At 42.3% G+C, this 21508-nt stretch carries 18 protein-coding genes and 1 pseudogene; 12 read left to right on the forward strand and 7 right to left on the reverse strand.

Going from position 1 to position 21508, the window contains the following annotated elements:
- The first annotated feature begins 314 nt into the window (after positions 1 to 314).
- The 4 genes from thrS (at position 315) to rplT (ending at position 3597) form a co-directional block, all read left to right on the forward strand.
- Entirely contained in the window at positions 315 to 2258 is a 1944-nt protein-coding gene (gene thrS / locus HMPREF9072_RS06560; protein ID WP_009410990.1) for a threonine--tRNA ligase, read from the forward strand.
- Positions 2259 to 2349: 91 nt separating this feature from the next.
- Positions 2350 to 2847, forward strand: a complete 498-nt coding sequence (gene infC, locus HMPREF9072_RS06565; RefSeq protein WP_106096058.1) for a translation initiation factor IF-3 — start codon at positions 2350 to 2352, stop codon at positions 2845 to 2847.
- Between the two features lie 107 nt (positions 2848 to 2954).
- Positions 2955 to 3152, forward strand: coding sequence for a 50S ribosomal protein L35 (gene rpmI, locus HMPREF9072_RS06570; RefSeq protein ID WP_002674635.1), 198 nt, complete (start codon positions 2955 to 2957; stop codon positions 3150 to 3152).
- 100 nt (positions 3153 to 3252) lie between these two features.
- Positions 3253 to 3597, forward strand: coding sequence for a 50S ribosomal protein L20 (rplT, locus tag HMPREF9072_RS06575; RefSeq protein WP_002674637.1), 345 nt, complete (start codon positions 3253 to 3255; stop codon positions 3595 to 3597).
- Between the two features lie 105 nt (positions 3598 to 3702).
- On the opposite strand, the gene HMPREF9072_RS06580 is transcribed toward rplT, so the two are convergent.
- The 4 genes and pseudogenes from HMPREF9072_RS06580 to HMPREF9072_RS06595 all read right to left on the reverse strand — a co-directional run bounded on the left by HMPREF9072_RS06580 (position 3703) and on the right by HMPREF9072_RS06595 (position 8984).
- On the reverse strand, positions 3703 to 7599 hold the full coding sequence (locus tag HMPREF9072_RS06580; RefSeq protein WP_009410991.1) for an ATP-binding protein: 3897 nt from the start codon (positions 7597 to 7599) through the stop codon (positions 3703 to 3705).
- 26 nt (positions 7600 to 7625) lie between these two features.
- Positions 7626 to 7949 (reverse strand): annotated as a pseudogene (locus HMPREF9072_RS12645) (type II toxin-antitoxin system YafQ family toxin).
- Positions 7942 to 8199, reverse strand: a complete 258-nt coding sequence (locus HMPREF9072_RS06590) for a flagellar motor switch protein FliM (protein ID WP_002674645.1) — start codon at positions 8197 to 8199, stop codon at positions 7942 to 7944. Before HMPREF9072_RS06590 ends, HMPREF9072_RS12645 begins: the two are co-directional and overlap by 8 nt.
- Before the next feature lie 62 nt (positions 8200 to 8261).
- Entirely contained in the window at positions 8262 to 8984 is a 723-nt protein-coding gene (locus HMPREF9072_RS06595) for a tRNA1(Val) (adenine(37)-N6)-methyltransferase (protein WP_009410993.1), read from the reverse strand.
- Between the two features lie 521 nt (positions 8985 to 9505).
- On the opposite strand from HMPREF9072_RS06595, the gene HMPREF9072_RS06600 reads away from it, so the two are divergent.
- The 5 genes from HMPREF9072_RS06600 (at position 9506) to HMPREF9072_RS06620 (ending at position 12141) form a co-directional block, all read left to right on the forward strand.
- Positions 9506 to 9913 carry a hypothetical protein gene (locus tag HMPREF9072_RS06600; RefSeq protein WP_009410996.1) on the forward strand — a complete coding sequence of 136 codons (408 nt, stop codon included), beginning with the start codon at positions 9506 to 9508 and terminating at the stop codon, positions 9911 to 9913.
- The gene (locus HMPREF9072_RS12620) at positions 9913 to 10425 is read left to right on the forward strand and encodes a J domain-containing protein (RefSeq protein WP_009410997.1); all 513 of its coding nucleotides are present in this window, start codon (positions 9913 to 9915) and stop codon (positions 10423 to 10425) included. The genes HMPREF9072_RS06600 and HMPREF9072_RS12620 overlap by 1 nt, the downstream gene beginning before the upstream one ends.
- A gap of 202 nt (positions 10426 to 10627) precedes the next feature.
- Positions 10628 to 11548, forward strand: a complete 921-nt coding sequence (locus HMPREF9072_RS06610; protein ID WP_034566255.1) for an acyltransferase — start codon at positions 10628 to 10630, stop codon at positions 11546 to 11548.
- A 57-nt stretch (positions 11549 to 11605) separates the two neighbouring features.
- On the forward strand, positions 11606 to 11851 hold the full coding sequence (locus tag HMPREF9072_RS06615; protein WP_009410999.1) for a hypothetical protein: 246 nt from the start codon (positions 11606 to 11608) through the stop codon (positions 11849 to 11851).
- A complete protein-coding gene (locus tag HMPREF9072_RS06620; RefSeq protein ID WP_009411000.1) occupies positions 11842 to 12141 on the forward strand; it encodes a hypothetical protein in 300 nt (99 codons plus the stop codon). Before HMPREF9072_RS06615 ends, HMPREF9072_RS06620 begins: the two co-directional genes overlap by 10 nt.
- A gap of 222 nt (positions 12142 to 12363) precedes the next feature.
- On the opposite strand, the gene HMPREF9072_RS06625 is transcribed toward HMPREF9072_RS06620, so the two are convergent.
- Positions 12364 to 12606, reverse strand: a complete 243-nt coding sequence (locus tag HMPREF9072_RS06625; RefSeq protein WP_009411001.1) for a twin-arginine translocase TatA/TatE family subunit — start codon at positions 12604 to 12606, stop codon at positions 12364 to 12366.
- Between the two features lie 129 nt (positions 12607 to 12735).
- Here HMPREF9072_RS06625 and HMPREF9072_RS06630 point away from each other — a divergent pair, with 129 nt between their 5' ends.
- The 3 genes from HMPREF9072_RS06630 to HMPREF9072_RS06640 are packed head-to-tail and all read left to right on the forward strand — an operon-like array spanning position 12736 to position 14874.
- Positions 12736 to 13710 (forward strand): M23 family metallopeptidase, encoded by a 975-nt coding sequence (locus HMPREF9072_RS06630; protein ID WP_002675822.1) that lies wholly within the window; start codon positions 12736 to 12738, stop codon positions 13708 to 13710.
- A gap of 36 nt (positions 13711 to 13746) precedes the next feature.
- On the forward strand, positions 13747 to 14526 hold the full coding sequence (locus HMPREF9072_RS06635; RefSeq protein WP_009411003.1) for a DUF695 domain-containing protein: 780 nt from the start codon (positions 13747 to 13749) through the stop codon (positions 14524 to 14526).
- Positions 14527 to 14541: 15 nt separating this feature from the next.
- Positions 14542 to 14874: a MerR family transcriptional regulator gene (locus tag HMPREF9072_RS06640; RefSeq protein ID WP_009411004.1), complete on the forward strand. Its 333-nt coding sequence runs from the start codon at positions 14542 to 14544 to the stop codon at positions 14872 to 14874.
- A 70-nt stretch (positions 14875 to 14944) separates the two neighbouring features.
- On the opposite strand, the gene HMPREF9072_RS06645 is transcribed toward HMPREF9072_RS06640, so the two are convergent.
- Both HMPREF9072_RS06645 and HMPREF9072_RS06650 read right to left on the reverse strand, forming a co-directional pair.
- A complete protein-coding gene (locus HMPREF9072_RS06645; RefSeq protein ID WP_034566256.1) occupies positions 14945 to 17011 on the reverse strand; it encodes a beta-galactosidase in 2067 nt (688 codons plus the stop codon).
- Positions 17012 to 17054: 43 nt separating this feature from the next.
- Positions 17055 to 21098 (reverse strand): hybrid sensor histidine kinase/response regulator transcription factor, encoded by a 4044-nt coding sequence (locus HMPREF9072_RS06650; protein ID WP_009411006.1) that lies wholly within the window; start codon positions 21096 to 21098, stop codon positions 17055 to 17057.
- Between the last annotated feature and the right edge of the window lie 410 nt (positions 21099 to 21508).

Below are 21508 nucleotides of genomic sequence, written 5' to 3' on the forward strand. Positions count from 1 at the left end.
GCTCTCTATAAGCTAACCCCACCCTTCTTACAGCTCATTTTTTACTTTTTACCTCAATAAGCCCTTCCGAACTTCTCCGTTTCCTTCCGAAAACTCCTAATAGTCCCAATACATCACTTTTGCGGTACACACTTTGCCAAAGTTTTTGCCTGTGCGGCTCGCACCTTTGGCAAAGTTGATTACTGGTATTTCCGGTATTATTGGCATTAACTTCATTTTCTAAATATTTTTCTTCATTATTTATTGTCAATTACTAATTATTTTGTACTTTTGCACTTTCTAACACAACAACACCAATTTTCAACAACAAAAAAATGATTAAAATCACACTACCCGACGGCTCTGTAAAAGAGTACCAAAGTGGGATTACTCCCGCCGAAATCGCAGCCTCTATCAGTGAGGGACTGGCGCGTAACGTCCTTTCTGCCAGCTTCAATGGCAAAACCATAGAAACCGTTACCCCCCTGACGACCGACGGTAGTTTAACATTATACACTTGGGATAGTCCCGAAGGTAAAAAAGCTTTCTGGCACTCCTCAGCACACATCTTGGCACAAGCGCTCGAAGAGCTCTACCCCGGCATCAAGCTCACCATAGGTCCTGCCATCGCTAATGGTTTCTATTACGATGTCGATTTCAACGGCAAACCTATTTCCGAAAAAGATTTCCCTGCTATCGAAGCTAAATTCTTAGAAATTGCTCGTGGCAAACACCCTTTTAAAATGCGCCCTGTGAGCAAAGCCGAAGCCTTGTCGTACTACGCAGGCAAAAATGAGTACAAAACCGAACTCATCGAAGCCCTCGAAGATGGTACGATTACCTTCTGCGACCATAGTACCTTCACCGACCTTTGTCGTGGGGGGCATATCCCAAACACAGGTTTTGTAAAAGCCGTAAAAGTACTCAGCGCTGCTGGGGCTTATTGGCGTGGTGATGAGCACAACCCACAACTTACTCGTGTGTATGCTATCTCATTCCCTAAACAAAAAGAACTCACCGAATACCTCGAACTGCTTGAAGAAGCTAAAAAACGCGACCACCGCAAGCTCGGTAAAGAACTCGAACTCTTTACCTTCTCTAACAAGGTAGGACAAGGCTTACCACTCTGGTTACCCAAAGGAGCTGCCTTGCGAGAACGCCTCGAAGCCTTCTTGCGCAAAGCCCAAAAACAAGCCGGTTACGAGCAGGTAGTTACCCCACATATCGGTCATAAGAATTTGTATGTAACCTCAGGTCACTGGGATAAATACGGGAAAGATAGTTTCCAACCCATTGCCACCCCTAACGAAGGCGAGGAGTATTTACTGAAACCGATGAACTGTCCGCATCACTGCGAGATATACAATTCACACCCTTGGAGTTATAAAGATTTGCCAAAGCGTTTTGCCGAGTTCGGTACAGTATATCGCTACGAGCAAAGTGGCGAGTTACACGGCTTAACCCGCGTGCGTTGCTTTACCCAAGACGATGCGCACATCTTCTGTACTCCTGAACAGTTAGACGACGAGTTCAAACACGTAGTCGATTTGGTGCTCTATGTATTCGGTTCTCTTGGATTCGACAATTTTACCGCACAAGTATCGTTGCGCGACCCCGAAAACCCTACCAAGTACATCGGTAGTGATGAGAATTGGGCAAAAGCCGAAAATGCCATCATCAACGCTGCGAAAGAAAAAGGCTTGAGCTATGTAATCGAAACAGGTGAAGCTGCTTTCTACGGACCTAAACTCGATTTTATGGTGAAAGATGCCTTAGGCAGAAGCTGGCAACTCGGTACCATTCAGGTAGATTACAACCTCCCAGAGCGTTTCGACCTTTGGTATAAAGGCGCTGATAACGAAATGCACCGCCCTGTAATGATTCACCGTGCGCCTTTTGGAAGTATGGAGCGTTTCGTAGCCATTTTATTGGAACACACCGCCGGAAACTTCCCATTATGGCTCAACCCGAGTCAAGCTATCGTACTATCATTGAGTGAAAAATATGAAAATTATGCTCAAAAAGTTTTGAGATTGTTAGAAAATTCCGATATTCGCACCCTGATAGACAATCGTGCTGAAACTATGGGCAAAAAAATACGCGAAGCCGAGACTCAAAAAATCCCGTATATGCTCATTGTTGGCGAAAATGAAGAGAAAGAAGGCACCGTATCAGTGCGCAAACGCGGTGGTGAGGATTTAGGAAGTATGAGCGTAGAAGCCTTTGCCAAACTCATCAACGACGAAGTCGCTAAGTCAATTAAACAATTTGCTAATTAGCAAATTAGAATAGTGAAAGTAATTTTAAATTTAAATAGCCATCATAAAAAAAAGTAACACACCGGGCAGAGATGACAAACAACCTCATCGTATCAATCGCGATATCCGCGTTCCTGAGGTGCGTTTGGTAGGGGAAAACGTCGAAGGAGGCGTATACCCCACTCGCAAAGCATTAGAAATTGCTAATGAATTAGAACTCGATTTGGTGGAAATTTCACCAAACGCTACGCCTCCTGTTTGTAAGGTAATCGATTATAAGAAATTCCTTTACGAACAAAAAAAGCGTGAGAAAGAAATGAAAGCCAAAGCTACCAAAGTAGTAATTAAGGAAATTCGCTTTGGTCCTCAAACCGATGACCACGACTATGAGTTTAAGAAGAAACACGGCGAGAAGTTCCTCAAAGAAGGCTCCAAAGTAAAAGCCTACGTATTCTTCAAAGGTCGTTCTATCATCTATAAAGACCAAGGGGAAATCCTTCTTTTGCGCCTCGCCACCGACCTCGAAGACTATGGCAAAGTAGAACAAATGCCTAAACTCGAAGGAAAACGTATGACGATGTTCCTCGCACCCTTACCCAAGAAAAAATAATTAAAGATAAAAGGTAAGAAGTAACAGATAAGAGGTATGCAACCTTACCTCTTACCTCTTATCTCTTACCTAAAAAAACGGAATTATATCAATAAAAATCTAAGCAAATGCCAAAAATTAAAACTAAATCTGGAGCTAAAAAGCGTTTCAAGCTCACCGGCTCTGGTAAAATCAAGAGAAAACACGCGTTCAAAAGCCACATCTTAACTAAGAAAGCTAAAAAACGCAAGTTAGCCCTCACCCACGCTACGCTCGTTCACTCTAACGACGAAGCAAGCGTGAAGAAACAATTAGGCTTAAAATAATTGTTTAAATAGTAGGAAATTAATAACCGTGGAGTAGGTACCCCTAAGCGTTTGTTTTAAGCACAAACCACCTGCTACAAAAATTAAAAAAAAGGAATTTATGCCAAGATCAGTAAATGCTGTAGCTCGTAGAGCTCGTAGAAAAAAAATAATGAAGCAAGCCAAAGGTTTCTTTGGCCGCAGAAAAAACGTTTGGACGGTAGCCAAAAACGCTGTTGAGAAAGCAATGCAGTACGCTTACCGCGACCGCCGTAACAAGAAGAGAACCTTCCGCGCTTTGTGGATTGTGCGTATCAACGCAGGGGCTCGCTTGCACGGATTGTCTTACTCTCAATTTATGGGTAAACTTAAAGCAGCTGATATCCAGCTCAACCGTAAAGTTCTTGCCGATTTGGCAATGAACCACCCCGAAGCGTTCAAAGCTATTGTAGAAAAAGTAAAATAAACGTTTAACTAAAGATATAATTCCGTATAGAAAAAGCGACTCCTTAGGAGTCGCTTTTTTATTTTTCTTGTTACGGTCTTTCTGATATTCCACCTGCCTGTGCACTTATTTTGCCCATTTCCTTTTGTAGTCAAAGCCGGCGTTGAGCAATATTTTTTCCTTGTGCAGGTCTTCTAAATAGGCTAAATCGTTGTTGTAAAGAGGTTTGCTGAGGCATTCTACAGCTACGGGCTTGCCTTCTTTGGGCTCTAACAAAATATCGATAGTATAACCGCCAAACTCGTAGTCCATTGTAATACGCTGGTCGGGGTATTTTTCTTTGAGCTGACGGTAGGTTTGTTCTTTAAAAGCACTTTTACTTTGCTGGTCAACATCGGTGTGTTTGTGTCCGTAGAGGTCGAGTTCCGATAGGATTTCACGGCGAAGGTCATCATTGCCGTCGCTTACGGCACGGGCGTAGGCGAGGTAGGCGTAGAGCACAGCGCGGCGGTTGTTAGCGCCTTCTTGCGCTAAAGCCTCTTTATAGGTAGCTAACAATTCTTCGGGGATAGAGTTGCACACGTATATCTGTTCCTTGGCTCGGGTGATAATCACGTTCAGCAGTTTGTAGCCTTTGGAGAAGTTTAGCGGACCAAAACTCTGTACGAACTTGCCACCTTTCTTCTTGCCATAAGTTACCGATAAGATGATGATATCGCGCTCATCACCTTGTATGTTCTCCAAGTTCTTGATAAAGAGTCCTGCTTGCTCTAAGGCGTTGATTTTCTCGCGGAAAGCCGTTTGGGTAGGGTCATTTTGCTTTTGGAGTATCTGTTTGCGTATGTAGTTGCGCTGGGTGATATTGAAGGTCGCAATCCCCACCGATGGGTAAGTGCCGTCAGGACGAGGCTCTATTTGTGAGAGTATACGCAACACTTCGGCGGCTTCCTCACGGTTGATATGCTCATCAAATATGCCATTTACCTGAGTGAAATGGATAGGGATACGACTTTCGGTGCTGGGTAGCGGACGCAATCGGGCGTTGTAGAAAGCGTGGTTAGAAAAATCAATCAGATAAGGGTGTTTAGAACGATAGTGAAAATCTAAATGGTTCTTACTGAATTGGTATTCCAAAGCGTAATCCAAGAGCGACTCTATGTTCAGCATCGCATTTTTGTAGGTGAGCACTTCATCTTCTTCCTCGTTGTCGTCCTCATCTTCAGCACTACCGTCGAATACTTTGCTAAAATAGTTAGACGGCGGCATTTGGTGTTCATCACCTGCAATGATAATCGTCTTGCCTTTGAGCATTGCAGGCAGGTTGTCTTCGAGTTTCAGCTGACTTGCCTCGTCAAACACCACATTGTCGAAATAGAAATTCTTGCCCTCAAACAGATTGCAACAAGCATCGGGGGTGGTGAGGATAATAGGGAAGAAACTCGTAAAGAGGTCGGTGTCCTTCATCGCTATTTGTCTTAAGGTGAGGCGACTGTGCTTTTCACTTTTGCGCTTGTTGTAGAGGTTCGCCACAGTGAGCTCTTTGTTGGTCTCTTCAAACGTTTTTACGGCTTTGCGTTGTTGGGTATTCCAGTAGCCCTCGATAAAATCTTTTTGGGCAGAGGCGAAGTAGTGTATTTTCTTTTTAAAATCGGCGTAATCGCGCTCGTTGAAGTTCAGCGTATCATCGGCATTTCGTTGCAAGAGCAAGGTGTAATAGGCGTAGAGGAAGGAAGCTTCCCAATGGGTTACTTTGGTAAGTGATAAAACGATGCGCTCTTGGAAATCGTTGAGCGATTGGAAGAAAGCAAACCACTCGTACTGAGCTACCAAAGGCTGTGCAGGGTCGGCTTGATAGCTGTTGTAAGTTGCCAAACTACGGGTGATAAAGGCTTTGAACTCAGCAAAGGTATTGCCAAAATTGACAGCGTCGAGCCAACTATCAGCTTCTATGCGGTTTTTAAGCGATTTTACTTCGCTTATGAGCTTGTCTAAATCGGCGTTCACAAATGAGCGTTCGTAGTAATTGAGTAGGTCTAAGGCAGCGAAATCAGCATTGGCTTTGCTGTCGAAATCGGTTTGCGCTTGGGCAATAGCAGAAGTGTACTCGGCGATAACAGTTTTGTTGAGCAATAAGTTATCCGAAATAGCAATCGACGAAAAATTGCGGTGCAAACTGAGTGCTTTAATCGCAGTACAGAGTTCTTGCAAGCGTTTTTGGGTTTTCAACACCTGCTTTTTCTCGGTAGAAAAGAGTGCTGAGAGCTTGTAGAAAAATCCTTTGGTTACCTCTGGTTGATACACAGGTGAAGTAGGGGGTAGGGTAGTGGTAATCAGCTCATACTCATTGCGATATTGCGCTAAGGTGTCCAACTGTTGTATAAATTCTTCTTTGCGTTTGTGCAAGTAATAGGCTTTGTAAACGGCTATCTGCTGCTGGATAACCTCCCACTGTTGTGCGTATTGTTTGAAGGCTTCGGCGAGTTGTTGTTGGGTGTTAAACAGATTGGTAGCGGTGAGTTTTTTGGGGTTGAACAGGTGATTTTGAGCGTAGGGCGCATACCGCTGATAGAGTGCCTCACCTTGTTGCCAAAGGGGTGCGAGAGAGGCGAATTCTTTATCGGTAAACTGAAAAGAGAAAGCCGAGAGGTCGAGTTCTTCTCTATCAGTTTCATAATGCATTAGTTCCGCCATTACATCTGTCCACGACAGTTGGTTGAGGAGAGGTTGGTTGAGTTTGTGGTGAATAGCATTGATATCCGTTGTGATTTTGCGCATTGCTTGCACTTGTTCGGCAAGGAGATTTTCGAGGAAGGCTGGTGTTTCTTTTTTAAACTCGACATTATCAATATGGTTACGCACGGCATCAACAATGAGCCTGCGGTCGGCAATAGCATCTTTTATCATTGTACAATACCTGCCCAAACCTTTGTTTTGCAGGGCGTTGTAGAGCACTTCTAGGGCAGTTTGTTTCTCGCAGACTACTAATGTTTTCTGTTTGTTTTCCAAAGCATTGATGAGAATCGCCGTGAGCGTTTGGCTCTTGCCCGTACCTGGGGGACCTTGAATGAGTATTTTCTGCTGACTTTTCAGCGATTCCAAAATCGACTGTTGAGAGGGGTCGGTTTCAATAGCGCTCAGCGATTGGAATTGTTCGTTGGCTGTTGCCTGTAAAGGCACAAAATCTTTTTTCAGCGATTCGTAATCGTTGATGATATTCTGCTTTTGGACTTCAAAGAGGGAGAGTATACCGCATTTTTCTATAAAAGCATCACCTTTGTTAGGCAAAAGTTCCTCGTATTCCGCTTTGGTTTTTAGAGGGAGAATCTCGGTATAGTTGTTCAGCAGGAAATCCAAGTTTTGGGTAACTTTCAGTTGGTTGAGGATATCCGAGCAAAGAGAGTGCAGTTCAGGTTTATCGATTTTTCCGTCTTCCAGCATCTCATCGGGGATAGGTTTAAGGCTTACGCCCGAATCGTTTTGCAGATGGTTGATGAGCACCTCATTTAGGTAGATAGGGTCTTCCTCGCTACGACTTATTACCCACGTATTCATTTGGGTAGCCGGCTTTATCTTCACCGACCAAATCAGGATAGGCGCAGCCGTTAGTTGTCCGTCGCCCATATCCCGACGCAACAGTATGGGGAAACCAAAGCCCAGTGTGTTCACTCCTTTTTCGGAAGTGATAACCTCGCTTTGGAACATCAGGTTTTCGATATTATCTACAAGTTTTTCTAAGATAGCCTCACGTTCTTTAGGTATATTTTTAGAGGCTTGTCCCCCTTGGGAGGAACGGGGGATATCTATATCAGTACTTTCAGTATCGTGAATAGAAAACGAAAAGTTGAGGTTGCGTAAGGTGAGTAAGTCGAGAATAAAGCGTTCGGGCAAGCTCTTGAATATAGCCGAAAGACGTGCGATATCAAACTTATAGCGTGAAGCACCAGGAAGTGCATTGAGGTGCACGCCACGACGGTTACCCACTTTCAGTTTGTTTTGCAGAGCAGTAAATACTTCTTGGTTCATTTTTCAGTGCTAAAAGAGGAAGTGTTTTATTTCTTATTTTTATAGAAAAGTTCAGAATGGCTACCTATTCTTTGAAGTATAATAGCCATATTTTCATCGTTTTGTTCCCAAATCAGTAACAAATCAGACTCTATATGGCATTCCCAACAACCTTTGTAATTTCCTGTTAAGAGATGTGGAAGGTTTTTCTTGGGAATACCTTCAGTTCCTTTTTACATCAGGATTTTTATAATTTCTTTTATAGCCTTTTTCTTAGCTTCCTGATTAGAGAATTTTTTGTATTCTTTTTTATAGGTAGTTGTTATAAAAATAGAATATTTAGGAATTTCTTCTTGCTCCGTATTATTCATCGTCTAAATCACTAAATAATTCATCAAGATTTTTATAACCTTTTAGTAGTCCTTCTCTATACTCTCTTCTTCCCTCCTCAATAGCTCTTATAGTTTCCTCGTTAGGAATATACTCCTCTACGGGTTCAGCTACTACAGTAGGTTCGGCAATTACGTTGTATTTCTTGAAAAGTGATTCAAACATAGGAGCATTTTCCTTAGGAATACTCACATTATAATTAACCATTTCGTTATATTTTACAGTTCTCATATTTCTTTTTTTGGCAAAGATAATGCATAATTACCAAATCACCAAATTCCTCTCCTTAGTCCTTAGCCCACTTCATTTCCTAAATTTAAATAAAAATCCTTTGTGAGCGACTTGTACGCCTCAGTATAAACCCCACGTTCCTTCTCAATAATAAGCACATCGATAGGGTAAGAGGAGAGCTCTTTTCTACTCAGTAGTAGCATACTCCGTTTTAGTTCAGCCGTAGCATTGCCTCGCGTATGAGTGATTTTCTGAGGAAAAAGACCATAACCCGACGCAAGAGCGATAAACCCTTCGGTTTCACTACAAGGCAAAATAACACTAAAAACACCCTCGTCCGACAGTAATTTGCTCACCCCTTCTAAGAGCTCCGAAAACGAAAGCGTATCAGTAAACCGAGCCGTGTTGCGCGCTTTTTCAGCTGTTTTATAATCAGCGGTATAGAAAGGCGGATTAGAGATGATAAGGTCGTACACTTCATCTATCTCCAAAGCAAATTCCTGAAGCGAAGCGTGATAGCAAAACAAGCGGTCGCCCCATTGGTTCTCTTCGAAGTTCTCCGTGCATTCTATATAGGCTTTTTCGTCTATTTCCACGGCGTCAATCACAGGAGCGTCAGAGCGTTGAGCTAACATTAGCGACAATAAGCCCGTTCCCGCCCCAATATCCAGTATACTTTTAGGATTCTCAATAGGCGTCCACGCCCCCAATAGCACTCCATCAGTGCCTATCTTCATCGCACTTTGTGCTTGCTTTACGTTAAATTGCTTAAACTTAAATATCATATTCTCTTTGCTCCTTCCTCCGAGGTTATCAGTTTTTAATACAAAAAAGTCGTTCTACCCCTTTTTCAACCTCTTTTTTTTAATTCAAGCAAAGATACAAAATAATTACCAATCAGCAATCCCCTTCTGAATATTTTTTTGACTTTCGGAATCGCTACCAGTTATATAGGAAATATATTCTACTCTTTTACCAATAAAGCAGAATATATTACCATAGAATCTCCTTTTTATAGATTCCCACCTTTCGAAAAAGCACCTTTTATCCTATACCAATCTTCCAAGATTCGTTCAAGGTTCGTATAAGGTACCTATATCATAGTATATTTTTCTTTTTGAAAATCCCTATTTTATTCTTTTTAAAAACTACCCGTGCGGCTCACACAAAATGCCCGTGCGGCTCGCACTTTCATTTCCTAATTTCCCAATTTTCAAATTTGCTAATTTTTCAAATTTGTATATTAAAAATTGTTTTTGTAGTTTTGCACCCTCAGTGAAGAATTATATAATAAAATAAGCATACAATGATATATTATTCTATTCTCACAATAAGCGTAGCGTACCTCATTTATATACTTGTAATGCAGGCAACTACCAACTTAAAAAGAGAAAAATCCATTGAAGAAAAACGCCAAAAATGGCAAAATGCTTTGGTAGACGAAGAATATACCAAAGACAGAATTATGGAGCTCATCAAAAGTGAATACGGTGAGCCCACCACAAGTTCCGTCGAAAAAGGCGTATATACCGAAGGTATGCCCGACTTTTTGGTGAAAATGGCGCTCGGTAAGCCGTTAGAAGTCCAAAGTGCAGGATTCAAAGGCTCTACTACCGAACGTTGGCACTACAAAACCCTTACTCTCACATTCCAAAATAACAAACTCATCGGCTGGGAAAGCCACGATAACACCTCTCAAAAACCAAGATTATAATGTTAAAGGATTACTACGAAATATTAGGAGTTAGCCAAAAGGCTTCTGACGACCAAATACGCGACGCCTACAAAAAGCTCGCAAAAGCCTATCACCCCGATAAACATCAGGGCGACGATTTCTTTGCCGAAAAATTTAAAAGCCTACAAGAAGCTTACGCAGTCCTTTCCGACCCCGAAAGTCGTAAAGACTACGATGCCGACCTCGCCGCCGAGTTAAAAGGACAAAAGAAAACCGAAGAACCCAAAAAACAAGCTAAAAAGAAAACCTCACAAAAAAATAGCGCCTCCTCAAAAGCTCGTACCGTAAAGGATTTACCCTCTTTGATAGATATTTATTTCGAACAGAAAATCGCTACCGTAAAAACCCGTAAAGAGTACGACACTTTCTTAGCATCTCCCAAAAAACAGTACTCCTCTTGGGTGAAAATTGTGCTTGTAGCCCTTGTCATCATTCTAAGCACCATCTTGCTAAACCCTTCTTTCGGTCTCCTAAAAGGACTTTTGCCTTAATTAAGCTCAGTTGATAAATATAAATTGAATAATCAATAAAATTTGCGATATACACTTTGTCGAAGTGCTAAGCCTTTGATAAAGTCTATCAATGAGGCAAAAACTTAATTTTTTTGATTAATTTCTATAGCCCAAGCGATACTTCACTTTAACGAACGACAAAATTCAACTATCAGCAAACATAGATTTTACAGCTGTTGCCTTGGATACTTTTCGTTATCAATACGAAAACAACGAGGTATACCACCGCTTTTGTACCCTATTGAACTGTCTTCCTAATAAGGTAAACACACTCGAAAAAATACCTTTTCTTCCTATCGAATGTTTTAAAACTGAAAAAGTGTACTGCGGTCACACCACACCTCAGCAGATATTCACCAGCAGTGGTACAACAGGCGCACAAACCTCCCGACACTATGTGAAAGAACTTAGCTTGTATGAACAAAGCTTCCGTAAAGGCTTTGAACATTTCTATGGCAACGTTGGAGATTATGTAGTTTTAGCTCTTCTTCCCTCGTATTTAGAACGTACCGGCTCTTCTCTCATCACTATGGTAGCCGACCTCATTGAGCGCTCAGGTAGTGAGTATAGCGGTTTCTATCTCAACGAATACGACCTCTTAGCCCAGCGCTTACAAACCCTTGATGCTTCGGGCAAGAAAGTACTGCTCATAGGGGTATCCTTTGCGTTACTCGACCTTATAGCCGAGCATACTTTCTCTTTAAAAAATACGATTGTAATGGAAACAGGTGGTATGAAAGGTCGTCGCAAAGAACTCGTGCGCGAAGAGTTGCACGCTATGCTCTGCCAAGGGTTTGGGGTGGAAATGATTCACTCCGAATACGGAATGACCGAACTGCTCTCGCAAGCCTATTCTGCTGGTAAAGGGATTTATAAGTGTGTACCTTGGCTAAAAGTCCTTATACGCGATACGAATGATGCGCTGAGCTATTTGCCTACCGGCAAAACTGGCGGACTTAATATCATCGATTTGGCTAATAGAGAGTCGTGTAGTTTTATTGCTACTCAAGATTTAGGCAAACTATACCCCAATGATACTTTTGAAGTATTAGGACGCTTCGACAACGCCGATATCAGAGGTTGCAATTTGCTCATTAGCTAATTTACCAATTTGCTAAATTCCTAATTATTTTTTATTTTTGCCGAAAATATAAGAATTATGGGTACAGTAAGATTACAAGCAACAGTACAAGAATATGATATTCCATACTTAGAAAGGTTTTTAAAAGGCATTTCAGCTACCGAAATCAATTTTGAAAGAGAGGAAGATGCTTTTGATATTCTTACTCCTGAGGACCTCAAAGCCATTGCGCTCTCAAAAGAGCAAGGAAACCTCGGTATGGTTACAAGCAATGACGATGTTTTTAAAGAGATTCGAGAGCTAAGAGAAAGAAAATGGAAATAGTTTGGACTGATAGAGCTAAAGAAAGTTTTAAAGAAACTCTTGAGTTTTGGGATATACACAATGGAAGCTACTTATTTTCAGATAAAATATTATTAGAAACAGAAAGATTAATGCTTGAACTTTCTAATAATACACTCTATTTGGGTAGATATAACAAAACACTAAACCTTTATGTAAGACCTATTTTAAAAGGTAGGTATTTTATATATTTTGAGGTTAAGAATAATGGAAAAGAAGATTTTATAGAAATTCAATATTTTAGAAGTTCAAAACAACAACCTATGTCTTGAGAATAAAATCTATAATAATAAGAAGTATAAGATTTTTTACTCAAAAAGTCGCTTTTGCGACTTGTCCCCTTCTCTTCGGAAAGTCTGCGAGAGCAGAGTATGTGAGGAACGGGGGTAGGTTTCTAAATGTGAACACCCTATCCGATTAACAAAAATCCTCCCTACCTATCGCTTTTGCGTCGCACTCCTAGTGCCTGTGGCCTGTGGCCTAAGGCCTTACATCTAATTTCCCAATTTCCCTATCGAATCTTTCATTTTTTCAATTTCTTTTTGAGTCTCTTCTACAATTTTAGTATCTACACCTGCCTTTTCAGCACCGCGTTGTATTTCAGTTTTAATCTCATCGGTAGCATCGCGCAGTTGGCGCATTGCCTTTCCTAAACCACGCGCAATACTTGGGAGCTTATCAGCCCCAAAAAGGATTAAAACCATAAAAAGTATGAATATAATTTCTGAAAAACCCATAAAATCAATTAACAATTGATAATTAACGCTATGGCCTATGACCTACTGCCTATGGCCTATTCACTGCAAAATTACATTTTTTTTGTCATAAAACAGAAATATCATATTTTTTTTTATACTTTTGCCCGTATGAAAAAGGTAAAATATTATTACGACCCCGATACGCTTTCGTATAAACGCATCCTCTCCCGAAAGCGTACAAAGGTGCGCAATGCTTTGATTTTTCTTACAGCTGCTGCACTCTTCGGGATTTTATTCTCTTTTATAATGATTAACTCGCGCTTGTTTTTCACCCCCCGCGAGGTGGTATTAGCACGCGAGATTAAAACCTATGAAACCAACTACCAAATCCTGAACAAAAAGATGGAATTGGCGGAAGATGTGCTTGCCGACCTTGAAGAACGCGATAATAATATGTACCGCCTTTACTTCAATGCGCCTATTATCCCCGATAGTGTTCGCAAAAGCCTCAAAGACCCTAACCGCTATAAAAACCTCGAAAAATACGGAAACTCCAAACTTGTTGCCAATACAAACAAACGCTTAGATATATTGCGAAAACAGTTGGTCGTACAGTCGAAATCGCTAGATGAGATTGCTAAACTTTCTAAAGCAAAGGAAAAATTCCTGTCTTCTATTCCTGCCATTCAGCCTATTAATAATAAAGATTTAAAGCATATGGCATCGGGATATGGTTGGCGTATCGACCCTTTTACCAAAGCGCGTAAGTTCCATTATGGTATGGACTTCACTGCACCCCAAGGCACTCCTGTATATGCTGCGGGCGATGGTGTAGTAGCACGTGCCGATAGCAATGCCTCAGGTTATGGTAACCACATTCGCATCGACCACGGTTATGGCTATGTAACTCTCTACGGACACCTTTCGGCTTACAATGTGCGTGCAGGACAACACGTCAAGCGTGGCGACCTCATAGGAAGGGTAGGAAGTACCGGTCGCTCGGAAGCTCCACACCTGCACTACGAAGTGATAAAGAACGGCGAACACATCAACCCGATACACTTCTATTATGGCAACCTCACCCCGAGCGAATACACCGAGATGCTACACGTTTCTACTCAAGAAAATCAATCGCTTGACTAAGATGATTGGAAATAGTATTTTGTTAATTAAACCCATATGACTCACCATAATCTTCCCCAGAATTGGGATTTCTTTATGTGCCATATCGAAGGCGTCCCAGCTTCTATACGCACCAATTTAGCCTTGTTTGAGCTTGCTCCTCTCGAGGGCTTATCGCAACGTTTACAGTTTTATATAAAAATGCAAAACCCTACTCCTGATGGATTTCCTTCAAAGGAGGAGTATCCTATACTCTGTGATATAGAAGATGCCATAAACGAGAAAGCCGAAGCCACAGGAGCAGTATTGGCAGGTGTGGTAAAATCCGAAGGCTTTTTAGAGCTTTGGTTTTACTGTAATAATGCGGAAGTTTTAGCACAGACTTGCGAAGAAGCGTTACAAGCTTTTGAGGGGTATAAATCGGGATATAATACCGCTGAAGATGCCCAATGGGAAGATTATTTCGACTTCCTTTATCCTGATGAGTTTTCTTATCAAACGATGCAGAACAGAAAAGTGCTAATACAACTTGAGAAGAAAGGAGATAAGATGGAAGTGCCTCGTGAAATCGACCATTTTATCTACTTCAAAAGTGAGGCACAACAACAAGGTTTTGCCGAGAAAGTAGCCGAAAAAGGCTATAAAGTGCGTTTGAGTGATGAGAAAACAGTAGAGGAACGAAAATCCGAAGGACATACTTTTCCTTACACCGTCGAAGCCACACGTGAGGATAGTCCGTTAGATATCAATAATATCGTATGGGAACTGATAGAGCTCGCCTCTTCTTTTGAAGGAGAATACGACGGCTGGGGCTGTGTGAATGTAACTGATAACTGATAATTTCTTAGAGAAATGGATATTGTATTACCCGATAAACTATATTACACCATAGGAGAAATAGCAAAGGCTTTCAATGTGAATGCTTCTCTTATTCGCTTTTGGGAAAAGGAATTTTCTATTATCAGCCCGAGAAAGACGAGTTCGGGAAGCAGGAAATTCTCTCCCGATGATGTTAAGAAACTCCAGCTCATCTATCATTTGGTAAAAGAACAAGGCTACACCCTTGAAGGGGCGCGTCAACGTCTTAAAGAAGACAAGCAGAAACCTCTTACAAACCTTGATGTGGTTACAAAGTTAGAGCGTGTAAAGCAAATGCTTATCGATATCAAAGAAAATCTTGAATAACAAAAAAGCTGTACGATGTGACTATACTCGTACAGCTTTTTTAGGAAAAAACATCAATATTAATTTGTATCTATTTCCAAAGAATTACCAACGTTTCTTCAGAGGATAGGCGTGCGGTATTAGCTGTTGCACTTCCTCCCTTATCCGCAAAAACGATTGAAGGATTTACTCCTTTGGGACAACGCAATGCCACTGAGGTAGTTTGTGGGCGTTTGTTGATGAGTATCGTAAGGTATTGATTACCTTTTTGCATTGTATACATTTGCACTCCTTTTTGGTAAGTTTCAAACTGAAAAGGGACTGCCGCTTTCACTTCGGCGAGTAGCAAATGCGAAAGTGCTTCCCCTTTGCCACTGCGCAAAGCGCCCATACCCAATAGCGATGGGAACCAAAAGGTCTCTCCCCTCATAAAGCGATGTCGCGTTGCCAACACACTATTCCCCTCTTGGGCAACTATTTGTCCTTGGGTGTTGTAGATACTCCCTTTCCAAAGGTGGGCGGACAGGGGTGCGTTTTGGTAATTTACACTGAAATCGGTAGGGAGGCATTTTATTTCTTTCAGCGCTCCTCCTAATACATCTTGTAGCGGAAATCCTGTGTGATGTAGGGCAAACATATTTTCGTCGTAGAACGCGCTGAGTCCTTCCATTATCAGTTTACCGCCATTGCGTACAAAGTTGCGCAGGGGTTCCCAATAACGCGATGGGAGGCTTATTTGTCCTGATAAAATAATCGTTTCGCCTTTATAAGAAGCTTTGTTCCAATTGAACTCATCAAAGCACTGAAACTGACTATTGATACCATTTTCAAGTAGAGTTTCGTACATTGCAAACGCCGATTTCATAGCACCTCCCGTGTTTCTGCCCTCGTAATCATTGTTGGTATTATCATTTAGTTGTGCTTTCTTTTCTACCCAAAGTGTTTCGCGGGTATAGAGGATGTGAATGTTGGCTACTACAGGTTTAAATTTGCTGCTGTTGATTTTTCGGAGTGTTTTGGCAACTTCGGAGGCAGCAGTGAGTCGGTCGGTAGGTTGGTTTTGGAAATCTACGAGTGCCCATTCGCCTGCTTCATCACCCACAGCACGCGGGTTTAAGCACCAAAATAAGATATGTTCAGCTCCGTTGCCAATGCTCGTCCACAGCCATTGGATGATTTCTTCTTTGGTAGGGCAGAAGGCTTTATAACCGCTATAAGTGTTGTTGCCTCCTTGTAATTCGGTTACCCAAAAGGGCAATTCGCCTGCTCCCGAACGTATGATAGCGCAATTTGCCCCCAAAGCCGTAGCGTACTGATTTCTGTGAAACATAGTGTAATGCCAACTGGGGTGAGCAGAAGCGCCTAACGAACTGAGGAAGTTGCGCCAAGCAGGGAAGTTGTATTCGGCAATATTGCTGAATATTTGGTGAGAATTGACGTGCAAATAGGCATTAGGGTCGTACTTTTTTACCTCGTTGGCAATCCATTGCAGGTACCAAGTGTTGTAGTGTAGCAAGAACTGTTGAGGGGTGAAATCTACTATTTGTGGGTAGTCTTTGCTGTTGTAGGTAGTAGGTTGTAGTGTTTTGAGCCATTCACTTTTTTGGGTATTGGCAAAAGCGTCGTTAGGTACCCAACCCCCTGTGCCAGGTTCGTTCATTAGCACCCAACCATAGAGGGCAGGTGAGGTTTTGAAATGGGTTACTACTTGCTTGATATAGGTAGCAATTTCTTGTAGATGTGCCTGCGAATAAGGGTGCTTAAAGCCTCCTAACGAATTGTCGGGGGCAGCGGGAAAGAGCGTGCCTACAATCTTCACATTGTACCGCTCTGCTGCTTTAAAAGCCTTGTCGAACAGAGAGAAATCCCAAGTACCGTCGGGGCGCTTCATATAGTTTTCGAACATACGAATGCGACAACAGTTCATTTGATGCTCGCTGAGGAGTTTGAACCAAGTATTTATCTCCTCATCAGTTTGCCCAGGTTCGATAAATACCTGTGCACCAATGGGTGATACATAGGGTTGCGCTTTCACAGTGGTAGTGATGGAGGCAATCCCAAGGCATAAAAGGTATATACAATTTTTTAAAAACATACAAATACTTTTTTGGTGGTACATTTTGTGGTGCAAAGGTAAGGAGATAAAGAGTTTATCCACTTATCTTTTCTTTTATAAAACTTATCAAATTAGCTTATACACTTCACTTTTCACTTTCCCCTTTTAAATACTCTCTCGGTGAGGCATTATAGAACTTCTTAAACGAGCGACTGAAATTCGATAGCTCTTGGTAACCCACCTTATAGGCTACTTCCGAAATATTCAAATTGCCTTGCTTCATCAGTTGGGCAGCGGCGGTCATACGTATTTGTACAATCACGTTGTAAGGGGTGGTGTTCATAATGGCTTTTACCTTTTTGAAGAGTTGGTTAGTGCTCATATTTAGGGCATCGGCAAGGGCATCGATACCAAACTCGGGGTCGCTGAGGTGTTCCATTACAATGTTGTTCACTTTATCTACAAACTCTTTTTTCCAAGGTTGCCCAATGAGTTTTTCGCGGTACACATTCAGGTTAGGAGAGGAGCTGTACTGTTCCCACAGCTTCTTGCGCGAAAGCAGTATATTTTCGATGCGCTTGCTGAGGATTTTAGCCGAAAAAGGTTTGGTGATATAGTCTTCCACACCCAAACTGTAGCCCTCTACCACTTGTGATTCTTTGTCTAAGGCAGTGAGCAGAATAATAGGGATATGGTTTGTTTTTTCGTTGGCGCGCAGTTCTTTTACCATTGAAATACCATCGCGTTTAGGCATCATAATATCCGATACGATAAGGTCGGGGATATGGGTAATAGCCAATTCTAAGCCCTCTTCACCGTCGCGTGCTAATAGTACGTGGAAATGCTCGTTGAGAATGTGCTGTATATAATCGCGCATATCGTCGTTGTCTTCCACTACCAAAATAGTCTCTTCCTTGTCGGTTGCATTTTCTTGCGGAGCTATTTCTTTTACTGTTTGGGTAGTGTCTATCTGTTGCAAGGTGATAGAAGCCTCGTCGTGGAGTTGTGGCACATCTAAAATAGGCAACAATACCGTGAAGGTAGCTCCTTGTTTTTCTTCACTTTCTACCTCTATGTGTCCTTGGTGTAGGTCGACGAGGTCTTTGGTGAAGGCGAGCCCTAAGCCAGCCCCCTCGTTGTGGATTTCTTTTTGGCGTTTGCCTTGCAAGAAAGCGGTAAAGAGCTGTTTTTGTTCTTCTTTGGAGATACCAATGCCTGTATCGGCTATCTTGATTTGCAAAAACTTCTGCTGATTTTGCACCACAGTAGCAATGAGTACGGTGATTGCACCTTTTTCAGGGGTGTATTGGAAGGCATTTCCGATGAGATTGTAGAGAATTTTGTCTAATTTATCGGCATCAAAAGGCATCCACAAGCTGGGCATTGTACTCTTGATAGTGTATTGTATTTGTTTTTCTAAAGCCAGATAAGCAAAGGTTTCACTCACTCCTTTCACAAATTTCACTACATCGTCGTATTGTAAATTCAGCTCTAACTTGTTCTTTTCTAACTTTCTAAAATCGAGTAATTGGTTGATGAGGCGCATTAGTTTTTGGGCGTTGCGCAACATCATTGTATATTTCTCTTTGTGCTGCTTAGGAGAATTCTCATCATCTACCATTTGGTTTAGCGGACCTACAATAAGCGAAAGCGGTGTTTTGAACTCGTGAGAGATGTTAGAGAAAAAGTTGGTTTTCATCTCGTTGATTTCGTACATACGCTGGGCTTCCAATTGCGAGATGCGCAGGTTCTGCTTGTCTCTTTCCTTGATGGTGTAATACTTCACGATAAGCACGAGCAAGCCCACCCCTAGCAAGGCATAGAGGATATAAGCCCAAGTTGTTCGCCAAAGCGGAGGGGCTACTATTATCTTAATCGTAGTAGGTTTTTCGCTCCACACCCCGTCGTTGTTAGTGGCTTTTACTTTGAAAATGTAAGTGCCTGGGTTGAGGTTTGTATAAGTAGCGATACGCTCGGAAGCATCGTAAATCCAATCGCTATCAAACCCTTCGAGCATATAGGCGTATTGGTTTTTGAAAGAAGCGCGGTAGTTCAATGCCGAAAAACGGAACGATATTACTGATTGCCAATGTTTGAGGTGAATGCTTTGGGTCTCGTCTATTACCTCGGTGAGCACCCCGCCTTCTTCTGGTCGTACCGATTTGTTGAATATTTGAAAATCGGAAATAACTACTTTGGGTTGGGTTTGGTTAAGGGTGAGCTGTTGAGGATAGAAAGTATTGAAACCGTCTTTTCCTCCAATGAGCAACTCGCCGTCTTTGGCTTGTGCAAAAGCCCCTAATTGAAAGCCTGAATTTTGCAATCCGTCGTACTCGTTGAACACTTGGAACTGTTGGCTTTTTGGGGTGTATTTCAGTACTGCCGAAGGGGTACTCATCCACAGATTGCCACTGTTGTCTTCTGCCAAACCGAAAACAGGGTCGCCATAGTCGGTGCCTTTACGGCGAATGAGTTCAAAGCGTTCGGTTTTCTTGTCGAACTTGTGTAGTCCTCCTTTGGTGCCTATCCACAAGGTGCCGTCCTTGCTCTCGTGGATAGCCGTAATAAAGTCGTTGCTCAGGGCGTGTGTGTTGTTTTTTAGGGCTGTATAGGTGTGTTTGAGTTTTAGGTCGCGGGTGTAACAACGCAAGCCTTTTTCGGTGCCTACCCACAAAAGGAGGTCTTGGTCGCGGTGAATTACGTGGGTTTTATCTTCGGGGTAGATAATGTTTTTACTTTCGAATAGCGGGGTAAAAACACCCGTAGCGGGCTGGTAGTTGATTGCCCCCAACTCGGTAGCAAGCCAAAAGGAATTATCCCAATCTTTGGTAATTTGATAGACGTTGCGGTAGGTGTAGTTCGTACCGGTAGGCACTGGAATGGGTACTTGACTAAAACTGTTGGACGAAGGGTTGTACTTAATGAGGTAATTGGCGTAGTTGCCTATCCAAATATTGCCTTCGGCATCTTCACAAAAAGCCTGATAGAGCTGGGTATTAGGGTTGTAGGATTGGTTGCTGAAAGCGGTAAGCGTCTTTCTATCAGGGTTGAGTTTATCAATATGGTTTAAGCCGCCTATCCAGAGGTTGCCTTTGCTGTCCTTAAAGATAGCGCGCACTTGCTTTTCCGAAAGAAAATTCTTGTACCTCACCCATTTGAATTGGGCAGGGGTAGGGCTAAAATAGTAAATTCCTGAGGCGGTACTCACCCACATCAGTTGGCTTTTATCTCGGTAGATGTGATTCACACTTTCATTAGCGAGTTGCGGGTTTTGCAAGTCGGTAATGGAGTGAGTGTTTTTATTGAGGAGTTTGATGCCCTCGTTGGTCTCTATCCAAATGTTGTGCTGACCGTCATTGGCAACCGAAAGCACGTTCACATTGTGCGTACAATGGCTCGCGTCACACACCGCATAACGTTGGTAGTTTTTTGTTTTTTCATTTAAGCTATACAAACCACCGTGAGCTGATGATACCCACATCGTGCCTTCTGGGTCTTTGTAGAGATTGAAAATGTGCTTGCATACCTTCTCATCAGTGTCGTTTGTATACCAGTAAGGGTGTAGCTCAAATTGTTTTTCCTTGCGGTTAAAACTGTACACCCCGCCACCCCACGAACTGAGTATGAGAGTGCCATTGGTAGCTACCATACCCGTAAGGGCGTTATTCAGAGGTTTGGAAGTGCCTTTTTCTCGGATGTCGTAATGAGTGAAAACTCCTGTTTTGGGGTTGAGCATATCCAGTCCGCCACGGTCTACGGCTATCCAAATCATACCCGCTTCGTCCTCTACTATGCCCGCTACATCGTTATAGCTAAGGCTTTTACTCCCTTTTTGATGTTTGTAGGTGGTGAAGATACCCGTGCGCAGGTTCAGTTTGCTGAGTCCTTCGCCTTTTAAGCCAATCCAAAGGTTATGCTGACTGTCTTCAAACAAACACCTGATAGAGTTTCCTGCAAGGCTGTTCTTCTGGGTGCTATTGTGCTTATACACAGTGATATCATAGCCGTCAAACTTGTGCAATCCGTCATCAGTGCCTATCCATATAAAGCCTTTTGAGTCCTGCAACATACTGGTAACCTCATTGCTCACCAGTCCGTTGTGGGTGGTGATTTTGGATAGATACGCCCAGTCCTGCGCTGAGAGCAACGCAGGAAATAACACCCATATTATGTAGAGTAGTTCCCTCATTTTCCAAATTTGCTAATTCCCAAATTTTCTAATTTACTAATTCCCTTTTCCTTCATTACATTCCCCCTTTAAGGGAAGTCCGCCTTCGTCATTCGCCTCTCGTTCATTCGTCATTAGTTCTCTTTTCCATCACTACACTCCCCCTTTGGAGGTATCCAGCGACAACTGGGTATGTGTAAAGGGAAGGTTTGTCTCCTTTTCCAGCTTGTCCCCCTTCGGGGGTTCGGGGGCTTACCGAATAAATGACTCGCCACAATTTTCTCCTTTGAAGGTAGCCAGCAAGAGATTTTTATTACATTTCCTTCGTCATTCGCCCCTCGTTCATTCGTCTTTTCTTTCAATTTTCCGTCGCTACACTCCCCCTTTGAAGGTAGCTAGCGATAGCTGGGTATGTGTAAAGGGGGATGTTA

It is taken from the genome of Capnocytophaga sp. oral taxon 324 str. F0483, assembly GCF_000318315.2.
GTDB classification, from domain to species: Bacteria; Bacteroidota; Bacteroidia; order Flavobacteriales; family Flavobacteriaceae; genus Capnocytophaga; species Capnocytophaga ochracea.